At 72.7% G+C, this 21972-nt stretch carries 10 protein-coding genes; all 10 read right to left on the reverse strand.

What is annotated here, in order from left to right; translation table 11 throughout:
* Positions 1-108: 108 nt before the first annotated feature.
* Positions 109-1260: a PLP-dependent transferase gene (locus LOC65_RS13820; protein ID WP_230247888.1), complete on the reverse strand. Its 1152-nt coding sequence runs from the start codon at positions 1258-1260 to the stop codon at positions 109-111.
* Positions 1261-1414: 154 nt separating this feature from the next.
* Entirely contained in the window at positions 1415-2767 is a 1353-nt protein-coding gene (gene rimO / locus LOC65_RS13825) for a 30S ribosomal protein S12 methylthiotransferase RimO (RefSeq protein ID WP_230248297.1), read from the reverse strand.
* A 120-nt stretch (positions 2768-2887) separates the two neighbouring features.
* Positions 2888-3379, reverse strand: a complete 492-nt coding sequence (gene phaR, locus LOC65_RS13830; protein WP_230247889.1) for a polyhydroxyalkanoate synthesis repressor PhaR — start codon at positions 3377-3379, stop codon at positions 2888-2890.
* A gap of 68 nt (positions 3380-3447) precedes the next feature.
* Positions 3448-4299 (reverse strand): alpha/beta hydrolase, encoded by an 852-nt coding sequence (locus LOC65_RS13835; RefSeq protein WP_230247890.1) that lies wholly within the window; start codon positions 4297-4299, stop codon positions 3448-3450.
* Positions 4296-5759 (reverse strand): hypothetical protein, encoded by a 1464-nt coding sequence (locus tag LOC65_RS13840; protein ID WP_230247891.1) that lies wholly within the window; start codon positions 5757-5759, stop codon positions 4296-4298. Before LOC65_RS13840 ends, LOC65_RS13835 begins: the two co-directional genes overlap by 4 nt.
* The gene (locus LOC65_RS13845) at positions 5759-6826 is read right to left on the reverse strand and encodes an alpha/beta fold hydrolase (protein WP_009858159.1); all 1068 of its coding nucleotides are present in this window, start codon (positions 6824-6826) and stop codon (positions 5759-5761) included. The genes LOC65_RS13840 and LOC65_RS13845 overlap by 1 nt, the downstream gene beginning before the upstream one ends.
* Before the next feature lie 4 nt (positions 6827-6830).
* Complete coding sequence (locus tag LOC65_RS13850; RefSeq protein ID WP_230247892.1) at positions 6831-8426, reverse strand: alkaline phosphatase family protein; 1596 nt, start codon at positions 8424-8426, stop codon at positions 6831-6833.
* Positions 8423-8716, reverse strand: coding sequence for an acyl carrier protein (locus LOC65_RS13855; protein ID WP_230247893.1), 294 nt, complete (start codon positions 8714-8716; stop codon positions 8423-8425). Before LOC65_RS13855 ends, LOC65_RS13850 begins: the two co-directional genes overlap by 4 nt.
* A 15-nt stretch (positions 8717-8731) precedes the next feature.
* Positions 8732-13519 (reverse strand): type I polyketide synthase, encoded by a 4788-nt coding sequence (locus LOC65_RS13860; protein ID WP_230247894.1) that lies wholly within the window; start codon positions 13517-13519, stop codon positions 8732-8734.
* A 67-nt stretch (positions 13520-13586) separates the two neighbouring features.
* Positions 13587-21812: a type I polyketide synthase gene (locus LOC65_RS13865; RefSeq protein ID WP_230247895.1), complete on the reverse strand. Its 8226-nt coding sequence runs from the start codon at positions 21810-21812 to the stop codon at positions 13587-13589.
* Positions 21813-21972: the final 160 nt, after the last annotated feature.

Genomic DNA, 21972 nt, shown 5'->3' on the forward strand with positions numbered 1-21972 from the left:
GGTCCGCGCCAGCCGAAGGGGCGAGCCACCGCAAGACGGGGTCAGGTCTTGCGAGACCTGACCCCGGCCTTCGAGACCTGACCCCGGCCTTCGGCGGCAGCGGGCCGCTCAGCCCAGCATAGCGATCGCCTTCTCCAGATCGGCCTTCAGGTCGGCCACCTCTTCGAGGCCGATCGAGAAGCGCACCACGGTGCCGTCGTAGGCCGGCCTGGCGCGCATCTGCTTCAGGTCGTAGGGCACGACCAGGCTCATCGGCCCGGCCCACGAGTAGCCGATGCCGAACAGCTGCAGCGCGTCGACGAAACGGTCGACCTGGGCGCTGGTGAAGCGCGGTGCGACGACGACCGAGAACAGCCCGGCCGCGGCGCGGCAGCTGCTCTTCCAGTGCTCGTGGCCCGGCGCGCCGGCCAGCGCCGGGTGCAGCACACGCGTGAACTCGGGCCGCGTCGCGCACCAGGCGGCAAGCTCGCGCCCGGCGGCGTCGGCGGCGTGATAACGCAGCGACAGCGAGGGCAGCGAACGCAGCATCGCCTCGGCGTCGTTGGCGCCGACGCCGTAGCCCAGCCGGCCGTGCGTCATGTGGATGCGGTCGGCCAGCTCGGCGTCGCGCGTGACGACCGAGCCCATCAGCACGTCGCCACCGCCCGAGGGGTACTTGGTCAGCGCCTGCATGACGACGTCGATGCCGAGGTCGAAACCGCAGAACGCGAGGCCGGCGCCCCAGGTGTTGTCCAGCGCCGTCGTCACGCCACGCTCGCGGCAGACGGCGACCAGCGCCGGCAGGTCCGGGAACTCCATCGTCACCGAGCCCGGCGCCTCCAGCCAGACGAGTTTCGTCGCCGGACCGATCGCCGCGGCCAGCGAGGCCGGGTCCATCGGGTCGTAGAGCTTGTGCGTGATGCCCCAGGCGGCCATTTCCCGCCGCGCCAGTTCACGGCTCGGGCCGTAGACGTTGTCGGGCAGCAGCAGCTCGTCGCCGGTCTTCAGCAGCGCCATGTTCACCAGCGCGATCGCCGCCAGCCCGCTGGGCACCAGCACGCAGTGCGTGCCGCCTTCCAGCGTCGCGATGCGTTCTTCCAGCGTGAAGGTCGTCGGCGTGCCGTGCAGGCCGTAGGTGTAGCCGTTGCGGTGGCGCCAGTCGCGTGCACGCATCGCCGCGACGTCCGGGAACAGCACCGTCGAAGCCTTGTGCACGCCGACCTGCGGCGCGTCGAAGCCGGCCGGCGGACGGTACGGATGGTGGATCAGCTTGGTGGTCATGTCGGGTTGACGGTGCTTGGCGAATTGTCGTCCCTTGGAGTCGACGCAGACACCGGCCGCATGGCTCAGGCGCATCAAGCTGCCGCCGTGGGCCGGCTCTGCCGGACCACTGGCGGCGCCCCCTGGGGGGAGCGCCGAAGGCGCTTCGGGGGGGTCAGACTGCCATCGCGATCAGGTCATGGCCTTCGGCGGCGACGATGCGCGCGCGCACGAACTCGCCGACCTTCAGCGTGCGCGAAGCCTTCTGCGGCGGCAGCAGGCGCACGGTGCCGTCGATCTCGGGCGCGTCGGCATAACTCCGCCCGACACCGCCCTTGCGGCCCAGCGCCGGCGCGTGGTCGACCAGCACCTGCATCGTCTGGCCGACGCGGCGCTGCAGCTTCGCCACCGACACCGCCTCGGCGACCTCCATGAAGCGCGCGCGGCGTTCCTCGCGCACCGCGTCGGGCAGCGCACCCGGCAGCTCGTTGGCCGGGGCGCCGGCCACCGGCGAGTAGGCGAAGCAGCCGGCGCGGTCGATCTGCGCTTCGGCGACGAAGTCCAGCAGCGTCTGGAACTCGGCTTCGGTCTCGCCGGGGAAACCGGCGATGAAGGTCGAACGCACGACGAGCTCGGGGCACAGCTCGCGCCAGCGCGCCAGGCGCTCGAGGTTGCGCTCGCCGCTGGCCGGGCGCTTCATGCGCTTCAGCACATCCGGGTGCGCGTGCTGGAACGGCACGTCCAGGTACGGCAGGATGCGCCCTTCGGCCATCAGCGGCAGCACGTCGTCGACGTGCGGGTACGGATAGACGTAGTGCAGCCGCACCCAGGCGCCGTGCGCCTCGGCCAGCTTGGCCAGTTGCTCGCAGAGGTCCGCGAAGCGTGTCTTCACCGGGCGGCCGTCCCAGAAGCCGGTGCGGTACTGGACGTCGACGCCGTAGGCGCCGGTGTCCTGGCTGACGACGAGCAGTTCCTTGACGCCGTTCTCGAACAGCGCCTTGGCCTCGCCCAGCACCTCGCCGACCGGGCGCGAGACCAGGTCGCCGCGCATCGTCGGGATGATGCAGAAGCTGCAGCGGTGGTTGCAGCCTTCGCTGATCTTCAGGTACGCATAGTGGCGCGGCGTCAGCTTGATGCCGGCTTCGCCGCGGAACTCGGCGCGCACCTCGGGCACGAGGTCAACGAAGGGGTCGTGCGGCTTGGGCACGTGGCGGTGCACCGCGTCCATCACCTCCTGCGTCGCATGCGGGCCGGTGACGGCCAGCACCTTGGGGTGCACCTGCTGCACCATGTTGCCGCCGTCGTCGCCGGCGCGCGCACCGAGGCAGCCGGTGACGATGACGCGGCCGTTCTCGGCCAGCGCCTCGCCGATCGTGTCCAGGCTCTCCTTGACGGCGTCGTCGATGAAGCCGCAGGTGTTGACGATGACGAGGTCGGCGCCGGCGAAGGACTTCGAGGTGCGGTAGCCCTCGGCGGCGAGCTGGGTGAGGATCAGCTCGGAGTCGGTCAGCGCCTTGGGGCAGCCCAGCGAGGCGAAGGCGACGGTCGGAACGGTTTCTTACATCGGCGGATTTTCCCAAATCCGCCGGGGCCTCGGCCGTGAAAGTTCGGCAGGCCTGCGACGCCTTCCGGCGTCACATGTCCGGCCTCAGCGCTTTCCCGGCGGGAAGCGCCCGAACACCGCCATCTGGTCCTGCATCGCCTCGAAGACGGCGCGCGACTGGTCGAGGTAGCTCGTCATCAGGTTCGGGAACACCGGCGGCTTGCCGCCGACGAACTGTTGCTGCAGCTCGACGAAGGCCTTCAGGTTCTGCTCGAGCATCGCGCCCATCGGCCCCTGCATCGCGCTGCCGTAGAAGCGGATGATCTGCGCCAGCATCTCGGTGCTGAACATCGGCACGCCGCCCGACTCTTCCTCGAGGATGATCTGCAGCAGGATGCTGCGCGTCAGGTCGTCGCCGGTCTTGGCGTCGCGCACCTCGAAGTCCTCGCCGCCCATCACCATGCGCTTGACGTCGGCCAGCGTGATGTAGCTGCTGCTGCGCGTGTCGTAGAGGCGCCGGTTGGGGTACTTCTTCAGCGTCCTCGGTCCGGGCTGGGCATTGGCGTCGGCGGCCGGAGCACGGCGGGACGTGGGCATGCGGCAAGGCTCCTGTCGGTGGGTCAAGCGTCGATTCTAGAAGCGCGCCGCGACCGCACCGCCACGGTTTACCCTGCGGCCGGCGGCGGCGCGAAGACCTCGGCGAGGAAGGCGTCGACGGCCTCGGTGGGCTCGCCGCCCTGCCCCAGGCGCTCGTTGAGCTCGGCGTGGGTCAGCGGCAGCGGCAGGGCCCGCGCTCGGCCGCCGCGCTCCACCAGCCGGGCGGCGAAACGTTCGGACTGGCGCACCGAGTCCTCGCGCAGCGACGAGCACACCAGCAGCACCGGCGGCGGCGCCGTCAGCGTCGCCGCGCGGTGCCAGGGCGAGGCCGCTTCCCAGCCTTCGCGCGCGTCGCCGAAGGCGCGGTCGTGCAGCGGCAGGTGCGCGCCCTGCATCACCTCGACGACGTCCAGCGCCGCGCTGTCGACCAGCACCGCGGCGGCCGGCGGCTTGCAGCCGGCGTCGGCGGCCAGCGCACCGTCGGCCAGCACCAGCGCCGCCAGGTGCGCGCCGGTCGAGTGGCCGAGCACGACGATGCGCCCGGCGTCTCCGCCCCAGCCGGCGCACTCGCGCTGCACGAAGGCCAGCGCCCGCGCGACGTCGGCGGCCTGCTCGCGCGGGTCGGCCCAGGGCAGGCGGCGGTAGTTCAGCGCGACCAGGATCCAGCCCTCGGGCCCCCAGTGCGCCAGCTTGTGGCCGACGACCTGCGGCTGCTGCTTGTCGCCGGTGATCCAGGCGCCGCCGTGCACGACGACCAGCACCGGCGCGCGCTGCGCCTTGGCCGGGCGGTAGACGTCCAGGCGCTGCGCCGGCCAGCGGCCGTAGGCCAGGTCGGCGTCGAGCACGGTGCCCGGCGGCAGCGGCGGCGCCGGCTCGGCGCTGTCGCGCCGCCGCAGCCAGCCGCCGGTGTCGGGGCTCACCGCTTCAGCGCCTCGTTGGCGGCGAAGTGGATCTCGCAGCCGCCGCGCGGGTTGGGCACGTAGCGGTCGCCGCCCAGCGGCATGATCTTCGGCCCGAAGGGGTTGGCGGTGCCGCAGAACAGCCCGGCCGGCGAGGACACCAGCGTGCGCAGGCCCATGTTGTACGGGTTGTCGAAGCCGTTGTTCGTCACCGGAACCCAGTTCTCGCCGTCGAAGCTGCGATACAGGTCGAAGCCCGAGTGGTGGTCGAAGATCGCCTGCGCGCCGACATGGTTGATGACGTTGGCGAAGGCCTCCGGCCAGCGGCTGCGGTTGGCGTAGCCGACCAGCGTGCTCCACTCGAAGGTGCCGAGGTAGAGCCAGCCGTCGTGCTCCACCATGCGCCAGAAGTAGCCGTTGAAGAAGTTGTTGAAGCCGGGCATGTAGCCCGACAGCGGGATCTTGCGGCCGTCGGGCGTGTCGCGTTCGTCGCCGATCAGCAGGTCCCAGGAGCCGTCGGGCCAGATGCGCACCAGCTCCGGCGGCGCCGGGCCGACCTTGTTGGCGGTGTCGATGCCACCGCCCTGGATGCCGCTGCCGATGTAGAGCGCACCCTTGAACGGCAGCATCGACAAGGTGCACTGGTTGAGCTTGCCGCGCCCGGCGCCGCGTTCGATGACCTTCTCCCAGACGTAGGGCTTGTCGCCTTCGCAGGGGCTGCGCCAGACCTGGTAGCCCTCGAGGTTGAAGGTGCCGACGTAGAGATGGTCGCCGAAGCCGCACATCTCGAAGATCGTCTTGTTGCCCGGGTCGCCGAAACCGAAGTCGCTGACCGGCTCCCAGCCGCCGTGCGAGGGGTCGGCGCTCTCGTAGACGACCGAGTGCGCGGAGATGTTCGGGTTGCCGCCGCGCGAGCCGGCCGGCGTCGTGAACAGCCGCCCCTTGAACTCGGTGACGGTGCGGATCGTCGTCACCGGCAGGCCGTTGAGTCCGGGCTCGCAGGTCGGCTCGAAGCGGCGGCCGTCCTCGGAGCGCAGCAGGTGCGGCCCCGGCCCGCGCGCCGGCGACCAGGTGCTGACGAACAGCGCCGGCGGCTCGACGCCGCGGCCCGAGTAGACGAGCATGCCGCGCAGTCCCAGCTCGCGCGGGATCGGCTTGCCGTGGCTGCCGATGATCGTCGGCGACTTGAACACCCGCTCCCACTCGTCGGCGAGCGGGTCGTAGCGCCAGATCTCGGCGTGCATGTCGAGCTCGAACGGGTTCTCCGGGCACTCGACCGGCCAGACGTCCATCGCGATCGGCAGCCGCGACTTCATGAACGGGAAGTTGCCGCGTGTCGTGCCGACGTAGAGATGGCCGTTGAACCAGGCCATCGAGTGCGCGTAGGCGTTGTTGCCGTCGCCGAAACCGCCGCGGGCGACACAGCGGAAGTCACGCCGGTTGAGCCCGGGCCAGATCCCGAGCCGGTTGGCTGCAGCCATCAGAGCGTCACCGCCATCTCGGAGATGTAGCGGGCCAGCGCCTCGTGCGCCTCGTCGGGCGTCGCATACGGGCCGACATGGCCGCGCTCGCGGGTGCTGAAATGCCAGGCGCCGTCGATCTTGAAGACGCGGTCGCTGCGGAAGTGGCGGCGCTGTTCCTCGCCCGAGCGCACGACCGGGCGGCGCGCGTAGTCGCCGCGCCAGAAACGTTCGCACTCGTGCATCACGTCGGCGGCCCGCGACACCGGGAAGAAGTGGCCGGCGTCACGCACGCGGCGGAACTCGCCGTGCGGCCAGACCTCGAGCAGTTCGCCGCCGGTCAGCCGGGCCTGCGAATGGTCGCCGTAGAGCGCGAGGATCGGGAACAGCAGCCGGCGCAGCGACTCCAGCGTCAGCCCGTCGTCGCCCATCAGCTGGGTGCCGGCGGCGGTCTCGTCCATCAGCTTGACCCACTGCGCCGCCGTGCGCTGGCCCTGGCGGCCGAGCATCGGGCCGACGAGCGCGAGCAGGTCCTCGCCGACCGGCTCGTGGCGCAGCTGCAGGTGCGCGACCTCGGTCAGCAGGCGGTGGCCGAAGTACGGGTCGTGCGTGTCGAGCGCCAGGCCGTGGCGGTCGAGCACCGATTGCACGTGGGCGCGCCGGCTCCATTCACGCGGCACGGCGTGGCGGCGCACGGCGGAGATGTGGGTGTCGCACAGCACCAGGCTGGCAAAACGCGCCGGGTCGCTGCAGGCGGCGTTGAGCGCGACGACACCGCCGAAGCTGTGCGCCACGAGGTGCGCGCGGGCGATGCCCAGCGCGTCCATCAGGCCGAGCAGGTCCTGGCCCAGCGCCTGCGGCGTGTAGCCGTCGGGCGTCATCTCCGAGCGGCCGTGGCCACGCAGGTCGAACAGCGTGACGCGGTAGCGCTTGGCGAAGGCCTGCGCGTACGGCAGATACCAGAACGCCATGTTCGCGGCCAGGCCGTGCACCATCACCAGGTGCTCGCGTGCGGCGCCGTGGGTGTGCTGCGGCTCGTCGACCTGGAGAACGTTCAGGCGCGCGCCGCGGACCAGCGCGTGCGGCATGCGTCTACTCCATGTAGCCCAGCAGTTGCAGCTGGGCCATGATCTGCGCCTTCTCGTCGTCGGCCATCGCGTCGCCGTCGGCGCGACGGGCGCCGGTGGTCGGCGCGCCGATGACCACCGGCTGCGCCGCCTTGTGCTCGGCGGTGAACATCGATTCGGGAACCTGGCCCTCGAAGTCGCTGGGCACCGGCAGCCCCAGGCTGTAGAGCAGCGTGGCGCCGACGTCCATGATGCGGCGCCGGCCGATCTGCTTGCCCTCGGCGATGCCGGGGCCGCAGGCGATGAAGACGCCGTCCGGGTGGTGGGTGCCGGCGGGCTCGGGCCGCTTCTCGACGACCGGCAGCTTGTTCTTGATCGACACGAAGCCGAAGTCGCGCAACACGAGCTGCAGGTCGGGTGCGTCGCCCATCGCCGAGCCGGGGAAGACGTCTTCGCGCTTGTGGATCTCGGCGACGATGCGCTCGCCGGTCTCCGGGTCGCGGAAGTCCTCGAGGTCGCGGATCAGGCGCTCGCGCGTCGCTTCGTACTCGGCCAGCGGGATGCCCGGCTGGCCGGGCTCGCGGGCGACGCGGATGTTGATGCCGTTGCTCGACGGCGTGCGGCAGTAGGCCACCGTCCGGCTCCAGTCGAGGTAGGCGAACATGCTGTCCTCGCGCCGGCGGCCTTCCTCGGTGTCGGGCACCGGCTTCCACGCCAGCCAGCCCTTCTCGCCGAGGTAGGTGTTGATGCGCACGACCTCGGTCGTCGCGGTGAAGCCATGGTCCGAGGCCATGAAGACCTGCACCTCGGGGCCGGCGGCGGTGACCAGGGCCTCGATGAAGCTGTCGAGCTGGCGGAAGTAGTCCAGGCACAGCGAGCGCATGCGCCGGTGGTACTCGCCGTCCTCCGGGCTCTGCAGCGCCGGGTCGAGGTACTGCCAGGCCTGGTGCTGCAGCTTGTCGACGCCGTCGAACATCACCGCCATCAGGTCCGGCGCTTCCTCGCGCATCAGGTATTCGGCGATGCGGAACCACTGCTTCTCGCGCGGCAGGTGGTAGCGCACCCAGTTCTCGCGGTCGTGGTCCGACAGGCTTTCCATCGCCTGTTTTTCCTGCTCGAAGTCCCAGGCCAGCTCCTGCGCGCTGAACTCGGGGATCGCCTTCAGGCGGTCGTACAGGTCGGCCGGCGTCGTATTGCGGCGCAGGTGGCGCCAGGGCACGAAACCCGGGACCATGAAACCGTTCAGGTCCTTCGGCGGCGGCGCGGTGAACGGGAAGTTCAGCGCCGCGACCTTCCTGCCCTGGCGGCTGGCGATGGCCCAGATCGTCTCGACGCGGCAGTCGCGCGAGTCGTAGAGCGTGAAGAACACGTCCTCCCCGCGCTCCTCGGCACGGATGAAGTCGAAGACGCCGTGGTGGCCGGGGCTGCGCCCGGTCATCAGCGACACCCAGGCCGGCGGTGTCAGCGGGTTCGGCGTGGAGCGCAACTTGGCGCGTGTGCCGCGTTTGAAAAGGCTGCCGAGGAAAGGCATCACCGGCGCGCCGTCGGCCGCCGAGGTGAGCGAGTCGAGGACGGTGAAGGTCGCCCCGTCCATGCCGATGAAAAGCGTCTTGACGGTCACGTCGCGGTTCCCCCGGCAGCAGCCACACGGGTTTCGATGAAAGCCGCGATCTGGCTCACCGACAAATCGCCGACATAACTGCCATCACGCATCAGGAGATTCTGGAAACCGAGTTTCCGGGAATAGGCCTCTTCGAGCGCGACGCAGAGCTGGATGATGTCGACGGAGGCGAACTCGAGATTCGCCACAAGCTGCGTCGAGGGGCCGACGCCCCCGTCGAGCTCGAGCCCCCAGTCCTGGATCAGATCCTCGATGACGGCGATCACGGTCGCCTCGGCGGTCGCCTTCAAGAGACTGCTCATGTTCTACCCGGAAACTCTTTCGTGATATTCGGCGAGTGCCACCACCGAATTCCCAACGCGCACAAGCAAAACCGGGACCATGCTATCACCGGCCTGCACCCGGGCGCGGCTCGCGCCCCCCGATTCGAATGTCACGGCAAACGCCTCGGGCGCGCCCTGCAGGCCCGTCCCGAGCAGTTTCGCCGCCGCCTCCTTGGCGCACCAGACGCGCAGCAGAGCGTCGTCGCGCGTGGCCGCCGGCTGCGCCGCCAGCCAGGCGCGTTCGGCCGGCGTGAACGCGGCTTCGAGCAGCTCCGGACGCTGCACGCGGCCGATCTCCTCGGCGTCGACACCGACCGGCGCACCATCGTCGCGCAGCGCCGCGACATTCCAGCGCGTGCCGTGCGTCAGCGAGACCGCGGGCGCCGGCGCCAGGCTCTGCGTCCACCAGCCGTCGACGAAGGGCGCGCCGCGTTCGTCGTGGCCGACGACCACGTCCGACGGGTAGACGAGCTGGCCGGTGCTTTCGTGAAGCCAGTGGCGCACCAGCTCCTTCAGCGCCAGCCGGCCGTGCAGCCACTGGCGGCGATGGCGCAGGTTGTCGGGCAGCGCGCGCCAGGCCTCGCGTTCCTCCCAGGCCAGCGTGGCGTGCGCCAGCAAACGCAGGAAGATCGCGTTCGACTGCGCGCAGAAGGCCTCGGGCAGGCTTTCCAGCTGCCACAGCCGCGCGCCGCCCACCGGCGCCAGCGGCTCGCCGAGCCAGCCGCCCAGCGGGTCGCGGCGCAGCTGGTAGAAACGGTGCGGCACGGGGAAGAAGACGTTGACCAGGCCGTCGACCCGCAGCAGTGGCCGGCCGTCGGCGCCGTGGGCCTCGAACTGCCAGCGCCGCGCGGCGGCGATGTCGGCCGCCTGCGCCGGGTCCAGCGCCTGCTGGCGGCCGCGCAACACGAGGCCGGCCTCGGCCGCCGGCTGCGGCGCCAGCAGCTCGATGCGCTCGATCGTCGACGGGAAGCAGTTGAAGTCGGTGCCGACGTGCTCGGCCACCCAGCAGGCGGCGAGCTGGCCCATCGCGTCCATCAGCACCGGGTTCAGCACCATGGCCGGCGTGGTCTCGCCGTCGAAGAAGCCGGCCAGGCTGCAGTCGCTCAGCTCGCAGTCGATGCCGCTCTCGTCCCAGCCGCGCACGTGCGCCAGGCTCTGGAAGATCGGCCCGTGGAACATGCCGACGTCGTAGATCGCCTGGCCGTCCCAGCGTGCGGCATGCGGCGCGGCCAGCGCCGGCAGCGCCGCCAGGCACGGCGTGTCGGCAAGCCGGAACAGCGCCGTCACCGCCGGCGCGCCACGCTGCGACAGCGTCGCGCGCCAGAGCCCGGTCTCGCCGGCCACCGGTTCGGCGACGACGTCCAGCGTCAGCGCCTCGTCGTCGAGCGCGATCCAGTCGAAAGCCCTCACCTGCTCGATGCTGGCGAAGGCCGTCGTGCCGGCCAGCGCCGCGGCGGCCTCGGCCAGGATCTCCAGGCTGGCCATCAGCGGCACGCAGGCCAGGCCGACGAGTTCGGGGTCGGTGTCCGAACCGCGCCCCGACAGCACGTGGTCGCGCAGGAAGGCGTCGCGGTGCACCGCGAGGTGGCAGCGCGCCACCAGGCGCTCGGGCGAAGCCTCGACCAGCTCATCGAGGAACGGCGCCCAGGCCAGCGGATCCTCGGCCGCCGGCTGCGGCTCGGCCGCGCCCGGTTGCCAGGCTTCGAGCAGCGACTGCTGCTGCGCCAGGAAGGCGCGCATCGTCGCGAAGTAGTCGGCCATCACCGTGGCGCGTGCCGCGGCCTCGCCGTCGTCGGCCACGGCTTCGGGTTCGGCGGCCGCCGCGGGCACCGGCTCGGCCGGCGCCGCGACCGGCACCTCGACCACCGGCGCCCCGGCGGCGCCGATGCGCTGCAGCAGCGCACGGTCGGCGTCGCTCAGGCGCAGCACCGGCATCGTGTTGTCGAGCATCGGCCGTTCGCGCGGCACCGGCGCCGGCGCGGTCAGGTCGACGACGGCGACGCGGCGGCGTGCGTACAGCGCCTGCAGCGACATCGTCCTGCCGTGCACCCAGAGCTGGGCCAGCGTCGCCAGCAGCTGCTCCAGGCCGTGCTTGCGGCGCTGGTTGGAAGCCAGCGCCAGATGCGGCTGGTCGGCCAGGATGTCGTCGACGAAGGCCGTCAGGTTGCCCGAGGGGCCGACCTCGACGAAGGCGCGCACGCCGTCGGCGACCATGGCCTGCACCGTCTCGCGGAAGCGCACGGTCTGCGACCACTGCGCCCCGGCCAGCTTGCGCACCGCCGCCGGCGACGCCGGGAACAGCCCGGCCGACGCGCAGGAGTACAGCGGCACCTGCGGCGCGCCCAGCTTGATCGCCTTGTAGTGCTCGGCGAAGGCCGCGCTCATCGCGCCGAAGGACGGCGTGTGATAACCGCGGTCGAACGGCAGCGGCATGCAGATCGCGCCGATCGCGGTGAGCCGCGCCTGCACGGTGTCGATCGCCTCGCGCGTGCCGTAGAGCACGAGCTGGTTGGCGCAGTTGTCCATCGCGACGTCGATCGCCAGCCCGGTGGCGGCCACCGTCTCGTGCACCATCGCCGAGGGCAGCGCACCGACGGCCAGCAGCGCGCCGGTCGGGATCCTGCCTTCGGCCAGCACCTGGGCGTAGACGGCGTGCAGGTCGCGGATGAAGTCGGCCAGGCGGGCGCGGTCCTCGGTGGGCAGCGCGCCGCTGGCGGCCAGCGCCGACGATTCGCCCGAGCTGTGGCCCAGCATCACGTCGGGCTCGACACCCAGCGCACGCAGCAGCGAGTACATCGCCTGGCCGCCGATCATCACCGCCTCGCTGCCGACGTCCATGTCGTGCAGCCGCGCCTCGAGCTGCTTGCGGCGCTCGGGCGTCAGCTCGGTGGCCGGCGGGTAGACGATGTCGGTGCGCGTGTCGCCCGGCGCGTCGTCGTACAGGCCGCGCCAGAAGTCCAGCCAGTCGCGCACCTCGTCGAAGCACTGCGCCAGGTCGGCGAACATGCCCAGGTACTGCGAGCCTTCGCCGGGGAACAGGAAGGCCAGCTTGCCGTCCAGCGCGCGCGGCGAATAGAAGACGCCGCCGCGTGTCGCGAAAGCCTTGTCGCCGGCGCTGCGCAGCTTGGGCAGCGCCTGCGCCAGGCCCTTGGCCAGCGCCTCGCGGCTCTTGGCGACGATCGCCAGGCGGGCCTCGCCGCCGCGGTCGGCGGCGGCCAGCGCGGCGGCGATCTCGGCCAGCGTCCAGCGCGCCTCACGCGCCAGCGCCGCGCTCAGCGCCTCGACGGCCGTGGCCAGCGCCGCGGCGTCGGGCGCCGACAGCACGCAGAGCTCGAACGGCCAGCGCGCCAGCAGCGGCGGGCGCGCGGCGGCAGCCGGCGCCTGCTCGACGATGGCGTGGGTGTTGATGCCGCCGAAGCCGAAGCTGTCGACGCCGGCACGGCGCGGCTGGCCCAGCGGCACGATCCACGGCATCGCCTCGGTGTTGACGAACAGCGGCGTGCGTTCCAGGCCCAGATCGGGGTTGACCTGCTCGCACAGCGTCGGCGGCAGCACGCGGTGGTGCAGCGCCAGCGCGGTCTTGATGAGCCCGGCGACGCCGGCGGCCGGGATGCAGTGGCTGATCATCGACTTGACCGAGCCGATGGCGATGCTGCCGCCGGCGCCGCGGCGCGGGCCGAAGACGTTGGTCAGCGCCGCGATCTCGGTCTTGTCGCCCAGCGGGATGCCGGTGCCGTGGGCCTCGATCAGGCCGACGGTCGCCGGGTCGACGCCGCTGTGTTCGTAGGCGCGGCGGATGGCCAGCGTCTCGCCGTCGACGCTGGGCGCCAGCAGGCCGGTGCCGCGGCCGTCGCTGGCCTGGCCGATGCCGCGCAGCACGGCGTAGATGCGGTCGCCGTCGGCCAGCGCGTCGGACAGGCGCTTGAGCACGACCATGCCCAGACCTTCGCCGAGCAGCGTGCCGTCGCTGCCGGCCTCGAAGGGGCGCACGCGGCCGCGTGCGCTCAGCGCGCCGAGCTGGGTGAAGATCGTCGAGACGTCGGCGGGCAGCGAGGCGTTGACGCCGCCGGCGATCATCATGCGGCTGCGGCCGGCGCGCAGTTCGTCGACCGCGGCGCTCACCGCCAGCAGCGACGACGAGCAGGCCGCGTCGACGAGGTAGTTCGGGCCCTTCAGGTTGAGCCGGTTGGCGATGCGCCCGGTCATCACGTTGGGCACCAGGCCCGGCGCGGTGTCGGCGCAGTGCGGCGGCAGCTTGGCCAGCAGCGCGCGGCGCAGCTCGGCCTCGCCGGCGGCGTCCAGCCCGGGCAGCGCGGCCTTCAGCAGTTCCATCGTCTGGTCGAGCACGATGTTGTGCTGGATGACGGTGACCTGGCCGCGGTGCAGATAGGTGCTGTGGCCGAGGATGATGCCGGTGTCGCGGTGCTCGGCGTCCTGGCCGAGGTAGCCGGCGTCGGCCAGCGCGTCGCGCGCCACGCGCAGCGCGAGGTACTGGTCGGGTTCGCCGCCGTCCATCGAGTTCGGCATGATCCCGAACTCGCGCGGGTCGAAGCGGTACAGGTCCTTCAGCCAGCCGCCGCGCGGCGTCTTGATGCGGCCGTCGGCCAGGTAGCGCTCGGCGTCCCAGTGTTCGACCGGGTCGCCGACCGCGTCGACGCCGTCGAGGATGTTGTTCCAGAAGGCCTGCAGGTCCGGCGCGTCCGGGAAGATGCAGGCCATGCCGATCAGCGCGATCGGCTCGGGCGCGGTGTTGGGCGGGTTTCGGCTCATTTGACACCCTTCGGCCTGTCGGCCGTTCCCGCCAAGCGGGAATGAGCCCCGGACAAGTCCTGCGGGCTCATGCGTCGATCGCCGTGCGTGCGCTGCCGCCCAGGCGGTTCAGCGCGGCGCTGGCGATGCTCTCCAGTTCCTCGATCAGCATCACCGGCTCGCCCCGTTCGTCGCTGAACACCACGTTGGCGCGGATCAGCGTCGGGTCGTCGGTCGGGATGCGTTCGTACTCCATGCGCAGCCGTTCGGGGAAACGTTCGGCGTAGCGCACGACGCGGCCGAACTTCGCCGGCAGCGCCGATTCGTCACGGAAGGCGCGAGCCCACAGCCAGGCCATCTGCGCCGCGGCGTCCAGCAGCGCCGGGTCGAAGACCCAGCCCGGCGCGTAGGCCGGCATGCCGCGCAGCCAGCTCGACGGGTGCGTGGAACGCACCGCCGTGCCGGCGCCCTGCTGCGACAGGCCGTCGAAACGTTCGATGACCTGGAAGCGCGGGCCGTGGAACAGCCACTCGCCGTAAGCGCGTTCGACCGTCAGGCTCTTCTCACGGTGCGGGCGCGGCACGACACGTTCACCGGCCGGCAGCTGCTGCTCCAGCCGCACCACGCCCTTGTAGTGGGTGATGAAGCGGCCGGGGGCCAGCTCGCTCTGCAGCGCCGCGACGACCTCGAAGCCTTCGCTGCTGCCGTAGGGCGGCGGGCTGACCAGCACACGCAGCGCACGCGCCGGCTCCTTCAGCTCCACGCCCTTCATCAGCCGGAACTCGCGCACCTCGACGACCTTCCAGCCCGGCCACAGCGTGGCCGCGGCCTCGGCGGTGATCTCCAGCGCGGCGGCCGCCGGCAGCACCGGCGTCGCGTCGATGACGTGTTCCTGCAGGTAGAGGTGGCGCGCCACGTCCAGGCGCAGCGCGACGACCTGCTCGCCGCGGCCGGCGTCGAGCACACGCGCAGCGCCCAGCAGCGCGCCGAGCTCGGGGCCTTCGGGCTCGGGCGCCCGTTCGCGCCAGGCGCCGATCTCGGCTTCGTGGCGCTCCCAGGGGCCGGCGCCGCAGACCACCTCGACCGGGCCGCCGGCCGGGCGCGAGATCTCGTCGGCGAAGAGCTTGCGCCCCACGGCCGCGCTGACCAGCGTCACGCCCTTGGCGGCGAACTTGGCTTCGGTCTCCTCGGTCACCATGCCGGCGCCGAACTTGGTCGGGCCCCACGGGCCCCAGCACAGCGCGCTGACGGCGACACGACCGTCCCAGCGCCCGCGCAGGTGCTCGCAGATGCGGTTCATCAGCTCGTTGGCGGTGGCGTAGTCGCCCTGCCCGCTGTTGCCGTAGCGCCCGGCGACCGAGCTGAAGACGGTGAGGAACTTCAGGCTCTCCGGGCGCAGCCACTTCTGCAGCAGCAGCAGGCCGACGACCTTGGTGTCGACGACGCGGCGCCAGCTCGCCGTGCTCTTGTCGGCGATCAGCTTGTCCTCGATGACGCCGGCGCCGTGCACGACGCCGTCCAGGCGGCCGTGGCGGGCGTAGACGCCGTCGAGCAGCGCCCGCATCGAGCCCTCGTCGGTGACGTCGACCGCGTGGTATTCGACGGCCGCGCCGCTAGCGCGGAAGTCGGCGATGTTGGCGCGCATCTCGCGCAGGCCCAGCAAGGCCTGCACGTGGCGGTTGATCTCGCCCGGCTTCATCGCCAGCGCGCCGCGGCGCACCTCGGCGATGAAGTGGGCACGCAGCGCCGCGGCGTCGGCCAGCGCCGCCAGCTCGGCGGGTTCGGCCTCGGGCAGCGTGCTGCGGCCGGTCAGCAGCAGCGTGTTGCCGGGCCGCGCCAGCTCGCGCAGCACCTCGGCGGTGATGCCGCGTGCACCGCCGGTGGCGAGCACGACGACGCCAGCCAGCGCGACACGCGGTGCGTCGGGCGCCAACTCGGCGACGACGCTGCGGAACACGGTGCGCTGGCCGCCGGGGTAACCGACTTCCTGGCGGCCGCCGTCGAGCGCCAGCTCGTCGAACAGCGCCTGGGCGTGGGCCAGCGCGGGTTGCGTGGGGTCGAGGTCGACGGCCTTGACGCGCAAGCCGGGCCGCTCCTCGCGCAGCGACTTCAAGAGGCCCGGTGCACCGCCGGCCAGCGGCAGCGCCTCGGGTGCCCGGCCGCGGCCGTAGAGGCCGCCCAGCGCGCTGGCGGCCAGCACGTGGGCCTCGGGGATGAAGGCGGCGCCCAGTTCGCGCAGCAGCACGAACAGCGCCTGGTCGCCGGCGGCGAGCGCCGCGCGCCAGTCGTCGGGGCCGGCGTCGGCACCGGGTTGCGGCGCGTCGACCGGGCTCAGGAAGACCAGCCCGGCGACGGGCGCGACGCGGTGCGTGGCGCACCAGGCGACCAGTGCCGCCTCGTCGGCGAGCAGCGCCGGGTCCAGCCGCTCGACCGTGGCACCACGTTCGACCAGCCGCGTGGCCAGGCCGTCGGCGAGCGTGCCGCGGTCGGGCACGATCAGATAGCGCCCGGCGGCGAGACGGCGTGCGGCCGTCTCGGGCAGGGCTTCGGGTGTCGGTTCGATCAGATGCCGAGACGGGGCATGGTCGGCGACGACGGCGCCGGCCACCGGGGTGCCCGCCTCGGCACGCTCAAAAGGGACGGCCGCCCCTTCCTTGGCCGAGCCGATCAGGTCGAGCATGCCGTTGAGCGTCGGCTGCGTGTTCAGCTTGCTGCGGCTGTCGACCAGCGCAGCGCGCCAGCCTTCGGGCAGCGCCTGCAGCATCGCGCCGACGACCTCGATGCGCTTGATGCTGTCGATGCCGAGATCGGACTCGAGGTTCTGGTCCAGGCCGACCATGTCCTTCGGGTAGCCGGTCTTCTCCTCGACGATCGCGAGCAGCATCTCGGCGAGCTTGTCGCGCGACAGCGCGGCGGCCGGGGCCGCCGCAGCCACCGGCGCGGCCGCGATCGGCGCCGGCTGCACCGGCGCCGGGGCGGCGACGGGCGCAGCGGGCACCACCGGCGCCACCGGGGCGGCAGCGACGACCGGCGCGGGCGCCACGACGGGCGCCACCGGAACGACCGGCGCCACCGGCGCGGCGGGCACCGCGTCGGCGGCCCGCGGCAGCACCATTGGCGCCACCGGGCGCGCCCGCAGCGCACGCGCCGGCGCCGCCGGCTGGCCGAGGAAGGCGGCCATCACACGTTCCTGCGACTCCAGGAACTGGCGCATCGTGTCGAAGTACTCGGCCATCACCGCGGCGTCGGCCGTGGCGGGCAGTGGTCGTCGTTCATCCATCGTTCGGGCCCTCCGGGAAAACTGGGACGTGATCGGGGTGGCGGTGCGCACCGGGGCGGCCGCGGGCAGCGTGGGGGCGACGGCGGCGACCGGCGCCGCGGGATTGACCGCCGGTGCGACGGCGGGCGGCGCGGCGAGCGCGGCCTGGGCCTGCTCCAGCGTCACGCCGACCGGCTTGACCGGATCGGCGAGGCGGCGCACGCCGGCGCCGTTGATGACCCAGGCGGTGCGCGCCGGCGTCTCGCGGCGGTCCAGCGTGGCCAGGCGCTGCGGGTCGCCGACGCGGCAGTCGCGGCCGGCGAACAGCGGCTCGACGTCCAGCTCCACGCCGGCCACCAGCAGCTGGCCGATGCCGGCCAGCACGCCGCCCAGGCCGCTGCCGTCGTCCAGCGCGACGGCGACGTGCGGCTGGTCCTGCAGGATGCGGCCGACCAGGCGCGACAGCACCGCCTTCGGGCCCACCTCGACGAACAGGCGCGCGCCGTCGTCGTGCATCTGGCGCACCTGGGCGACGAACTCGACCGGCTTGACCAGGTGTTCCGCCATCAGCTGGCGGCAACGCGCCGGCTCGGCCGGGTGCGGCCGCGCGGTGGCGTTGGCGTAGACGGGAATCGCCGCCGGCTGCCAGGGCGTGGCGTCGATCAGCGCCGCCAGCGGGCCTTGCGCCGGCTTGACCAGCACCGAGTGGAAGGCCGCGGCCACCGGGATGGCTTGCGCCTCGATGCCGGCGGCGGCGCACTTGGCGATCGCCGCCTCGACGCCGGCGCGCGTGCCCGAGACGATGCTCTGCAGCGGTGCGTTGTGGTTGGCGACGATGACGTCGGGCAGGTCGGCGATCAGCTGCTCGACGACGGCGCGTTCGGCCGGCACCGCGGCCATCGTGCCGAGTTCGGCGCCGGCGTCCTGGGCGGCGTCGACGATGAAGCGGCCGCGTGCGGCCGACAGCGTCATCAGCGCGCCGAAGTCGATCGCGCCGGCGGCGTGCTGGGCGACGAACTCGCCGTAGCTGTGGCCGGCGGCCATGTCGGCCTGGAAGCCCAGCGCCTGCAGCAGCCGCCACAGGCCGACCTCGACGGCGCCGAGCGCCGGCTGGGCGACGTCGGTGCTGGTCAACGCGCGGCGCGCGGCGTCCTGGGCAGCGTCGTCGTAGGCGGCACGCGGGAACAGGAACTCGCCCAGCGTCTTGCCGAAACGCTCGGTGAACGGCGCACGCAGCGCGTTCTCGGCGTCGGCCAGCGCGTCGGCCACCGGCGGCAGGTACAGCGCCGCTTCGCGGCCCATGCCGGTGTACTGCGAGCCCTGGCCGGGGAACAGCACCGCGACCTTGCCGCCGATCGGCGCGCCGGCACGGTGGAACACCCCCGGCGGCGCGGCCTTGGCCTCGCCACGCAGGAAGGCGGCCGCGGCGGTGAGTTTGGTGGCCAGTTCGGCGGCGCTGCGTGCGACCAGCGCCAGGCGCTCGCTGGCGCCGGGCTGCCACTGGCGTGCCAGGCTGGCGGCCAGGTCACGCAGCTCCACCGGCGTCGCCGCCAGTTCGGCGTGCAGCGCCGACAGGCGCGAGACCAGCGCCTCGCGGCTGTCGGCCGCGAACAGCAGCAGCTCGGCCGGCCAGCGCCGCGCCGTGGCGCTGCGCAGCCAGGGCCGGTACTCGCGCTGGTACTCCTCCATCACGACGTGGAAGTTGGTGCCGCCGAAGCCGAAGGCGCTGCAGGCGGCACGCCGCGGCTGCTCGGCCGGCAGCCAGGGCAGCGCGTCGGCGATGACGTGCAGCGGCGCGTCCGGGCGCTTGAGCGTCGGGTTCGGGTTCGTCACGCCCAGGTGCGGCGGCAGCACCTTGTGGTGCAGCGCCAGCGCGGCCTTCACCAGGCCGGCGACGCCGGCGGTGGCCTTGGTGTGGCCGATCATCGTCTTCACCGAGCCGACGACGGCGCCGTGCGGGCGAGCGCCCTCCTCCAGCATCAGCCGCGTCGTGCTTTCCAGCTCGGCGGTGTCGCCGGCGACGGTGCCGGTGCCGTGGGCCTCGAACAGGCCGACGGTCGACGGGCCGAAGCCGGCCATCTGGTAGGCGCGGCGCATCGCACGCAGCTGGCCAGCCGGCAGCGGCGCGGTCAGGCCCTTGGCGTTGCCGTCGCTGGAGCCGCCGACACCCTTGATGACGGCGTAGATGCGGTCGCCGTCGCGCTCGGCATCGGCCAGACGCTTCAGCGCCACCATCGCGATGCCTTCGCTGATGACGATGCCGTCGCCCGAGGCGTCGAAGGTGTTGCAGCGGCCACGCGGCGACAGCGCCTGCGTCTTGCTGAAGCACAGGTAGCCGAACGGGCCCTGCACGGTGTCGACGCCGCCGGCGATGACGATGTCGCTGCGCCCGGCGGCCAGCTCGGTGACGCCCTGGTAGACCGCGGCCAGCGACGAGGCGCAGGCGGCGTCGGTCGTGAAGTTGACGCCGCCGAAGTTCAGCCGGTTGGCGATGCGCCCGGCGATGACGTTCAGCAGGATGCCGGCGAAGGAATCCTCGGTCCACTCGGGCAGGCGCCCGGCGACCTCGGCCGGCAGCTGGCCCGAGAAACGCGGCAGCTCCGAGCGCAGCCCGTACTGCGAACCGACGTCGCCGGTGCCGCCGCTGGCGCCGACGATCACCGAGGCGCGTTCGCGGTCGAAGGGCTTGCGGTCGTAGCCGGCATCGGCCAGCGTGCGGCGCGCCACTTCCAGCGCCATCAGCTGCATCGGGTCGACGGCCTCGATCGACTTCGGCGGCATGCCGTAACGTGTCGGGTCGAAGACGAGGTCGTCGATGAAGCCGCCCCACTTCGAGTAGATCTTGTCGGGCGCGTGGCGGTCGCTGTCGTAGTACAGGCGCCAGTCCCAGCGGTGCGGCGGGATCTCGGTGATCGCGTCGACCTTGGCCAGGATGTTGTCCCAGTAGGCGGCCAGCGAGTCGGCCTTGGGCAGCAGCGTGGCCAGGCCGACGATGGCGATGTCGACCGGGCCGGTGGCGGCCACCGGCGCGGCCTGGCGGGCGTCGGCCGCGGCGGCGAGCAGCGCGGCGGCGCCGGCCGTCACCTCGTCGTGCAGCGAGGCGACGGTCGTGACGCCGTCGCGCAGCGTCGCCACCTGGCCGAGCATGTACATGCCGTCGGCGTACTGCTGGCTCTCGTCCAGCGTCGTCAGCTTGCCTTCCTCGCCGATGCGCGTCGTGCCCTTGGAGGCGATGCGCAGCCGGCCCATGATCAGGTCGTCAAGCACGCGCCGGCTCTCTTCGCCGGCCACCTTCTGCTCGCGCAGCTCGGCGCGCGTTTTGAAGAACTCCTGCGCGAACGGCGTGTAGCCGCAGCGGCTGGCGTGGCCCGGGCCGGACTCGAGGCTGACGGTGTGGCGGCAGGCGATGACTTCCTGCTGGAACTTGGCCACCACCGCGCCCGAGGCGACGATCTCCTCGGTGAACAGGTAGGCGCTGCCCATCAGCACGCCGACCTTGACGCCGCGTGCGACCAGCGGCGCGGCCAGCACCTGCACGAAAGCCGACGAGGCGGCGTCGTGGATGCCGCCGGCGAACAGCAGCTGCAGCTCGGCCGGGGCGACACGGCGCGCGTCGATCTCGTCGGCGATTCGGTCGACCATCGTCGACCAGAGCACGAAGCTGGACAGCGGGCCGATGTGGCCGCCGCACTCGCGGCCCTCGAAGATGAAGCGCCGCGCGCCTTCCTGGACGAACAGCGGGATCAGGTTGGCCGACGGCACGTGCAGAAAGGTCGGCACGCCCGAGGCCTCGAGCTTGACGGCCTGGTCGGGCCGGCCGCCGGCGATCAGCGCGTAGGCCGGCTTGTAGGGCGTCGCCAGCGCGAGCTGCTCGTCGAGCAGGGCCTGCGGCGCGAAGCCCAGCAGGCCGATGCCCCAGGGCTTGTCGCCCAGCAGCTGCCGGGTGCGCGCGAGCAGCTTGTCCAGCGGCGCGCCCTTCAGAAGCGCGAAGGCGACCATCGGCAGGCCGCCGCCGTCGGCCACGGCCTGGGCGAAATCGGCGACGTCGGAGACACGCGTCATCGGCCCTTGCACGATCGGGAAACGCAGGCCCAGCGCCTGCGCCAGCGGCGCGCCTTCGGCGACCGGCGGCTGGGCGGCGACCTGGCCGAGCTGGGTCGCGACCGCGCCGTCGAAGGCCTTCAGCACCGCGGCCAGATGGCCGTAGCGACGGCGCCAGTCGGCGGCGAAGCAGACGTCGTGGCCCACCGGCAGCAGGCCGGCGCGCGGGTCGTCCCAGTTGATGCGACCGGCGACCTTGGCACGCAGCGCGGCAAAGCCGCAGCCGTCGCCCTCGGTGATCAGCGCCTTGGCCACGGCGTGGCCCGGGCGGCTCAGGATGCGGAAGTACTCGCCGTGTTCGCCGTCGCCGACGGCCACGGTCTCGTTGCCCGACAGGCCGGCGATGACGGCCTGGCCGGCTTCGCCCAGGCGCGCTTCGTCGAGCAGCAGGACCTGCGCGTCGAGCGCGCCGCCGGCGACGCCGAGCGCGGCGCAGCCCGCGGCCACGGCCGGCGTCAGGCCGCCGCGCACATGCAGCGGCAGCGCCGTGCGGCCGCGCCACTTCTGCAAGAGGATGAAGCTGGCGTCCTCGCCGACGAAGCCGCCGGCCTCGTTGCCCTTGAGCAGCAGCGCGTCGACGTCGGTGTCCAGCGGCCCGGCCGGCCAGTCCGGCGTCGTCAGCTCGGCCATCACGCGCAGGCCGGCGGCGCGCAGCGCGGCCAGCGTCTCGCGTGCGGCCGGCACCGCGGCGGCGTCGATCAGCAGCCAGGCCAGGCCCGCGGCACGCGCGGCGAGCAGGCGCTCGGCGTCGCCGTCGGCCAGCGCCGGCAGCTTCAGCGCGTGGCCGCCGTCGGTGGCCGCGGCCGCGGCGGCCAGCGCCGGCACCCAGTGCGCCGCATCGGCGTCGAGCTCGTGGTTGACGACACCGACGGCGCCGGCGCGGCAGGCGGCGATCGCCAGCGACACGTCCCGGTGTCCGGCCGGCGTGAGGACGAAGGTCTGGAATGCGCTCATCTCAGGGGCGGGACAGGCCCCGGCCGGCAGCGGCCAGGGTGGCACCGGGCATCGGGCGATGCATCACCGGCGAGGACACCACGCGTCGCACGCGTGGGTGCGGTCGAGGGCAAGGGAAGCGGCTGTGGCGACAAGCATCTCGATGCCGCGGGGCGGCCCA

The organism is Rubrivivax sp. JA1055, from assembly GCF_020966565.1.
GTDB lineage: Bacteria > Pseudomonadota > Gammaproteobacteria > Burkholderiales > Burkholderiaceae_C > Rubrivivax > Rubrivivax benzoatilyticus.

Coding starts and splice junctions, on each gene's coding strand:
- LOC65_RS13820 (WP_230247888.1), bottom strand. CDS start 1,260: ATGACCACCAAGCTGATCCACCATCCGTACCGTCCGCCGGCCGGCTTC.
- phaR (WP_230247889.1), bottom strand. CDS start 3,379: ATGCCCACGTCCCGCCGTGCTCCGGCCGCCGACGCCAATGCCCAGCCC.
- LOC65_RS13840 (WP_230247891.1), bottom strand. CDS start 5,759: ATGGCTGCAGCCAACCGGCTCGGGATCTGGCCCGGGCTCAACCGGCGT.
- LOC65_RS13845 (WP_009858159.1), bottom strand. CDS start 6,826: ATGCCGCACGCGCTGGTCCGCGGCGCGCGCCTGAACGTTCTCCAGGTC.
- LOC65_RS13860 (WP_230247894.1), bottom strand. CDS start 13,519: ATGAGCCGAAACCCGCCCAACACCGCGCCCGAGCCGATCGCGCTGATC.
- LOC65_RS13865 (WP_230247895.1), bottom strand. CDS start 21,812: ATGAGCGCATTCCAGACCTTCGTCCTCACGCCGGCCGGACACCGGGAC.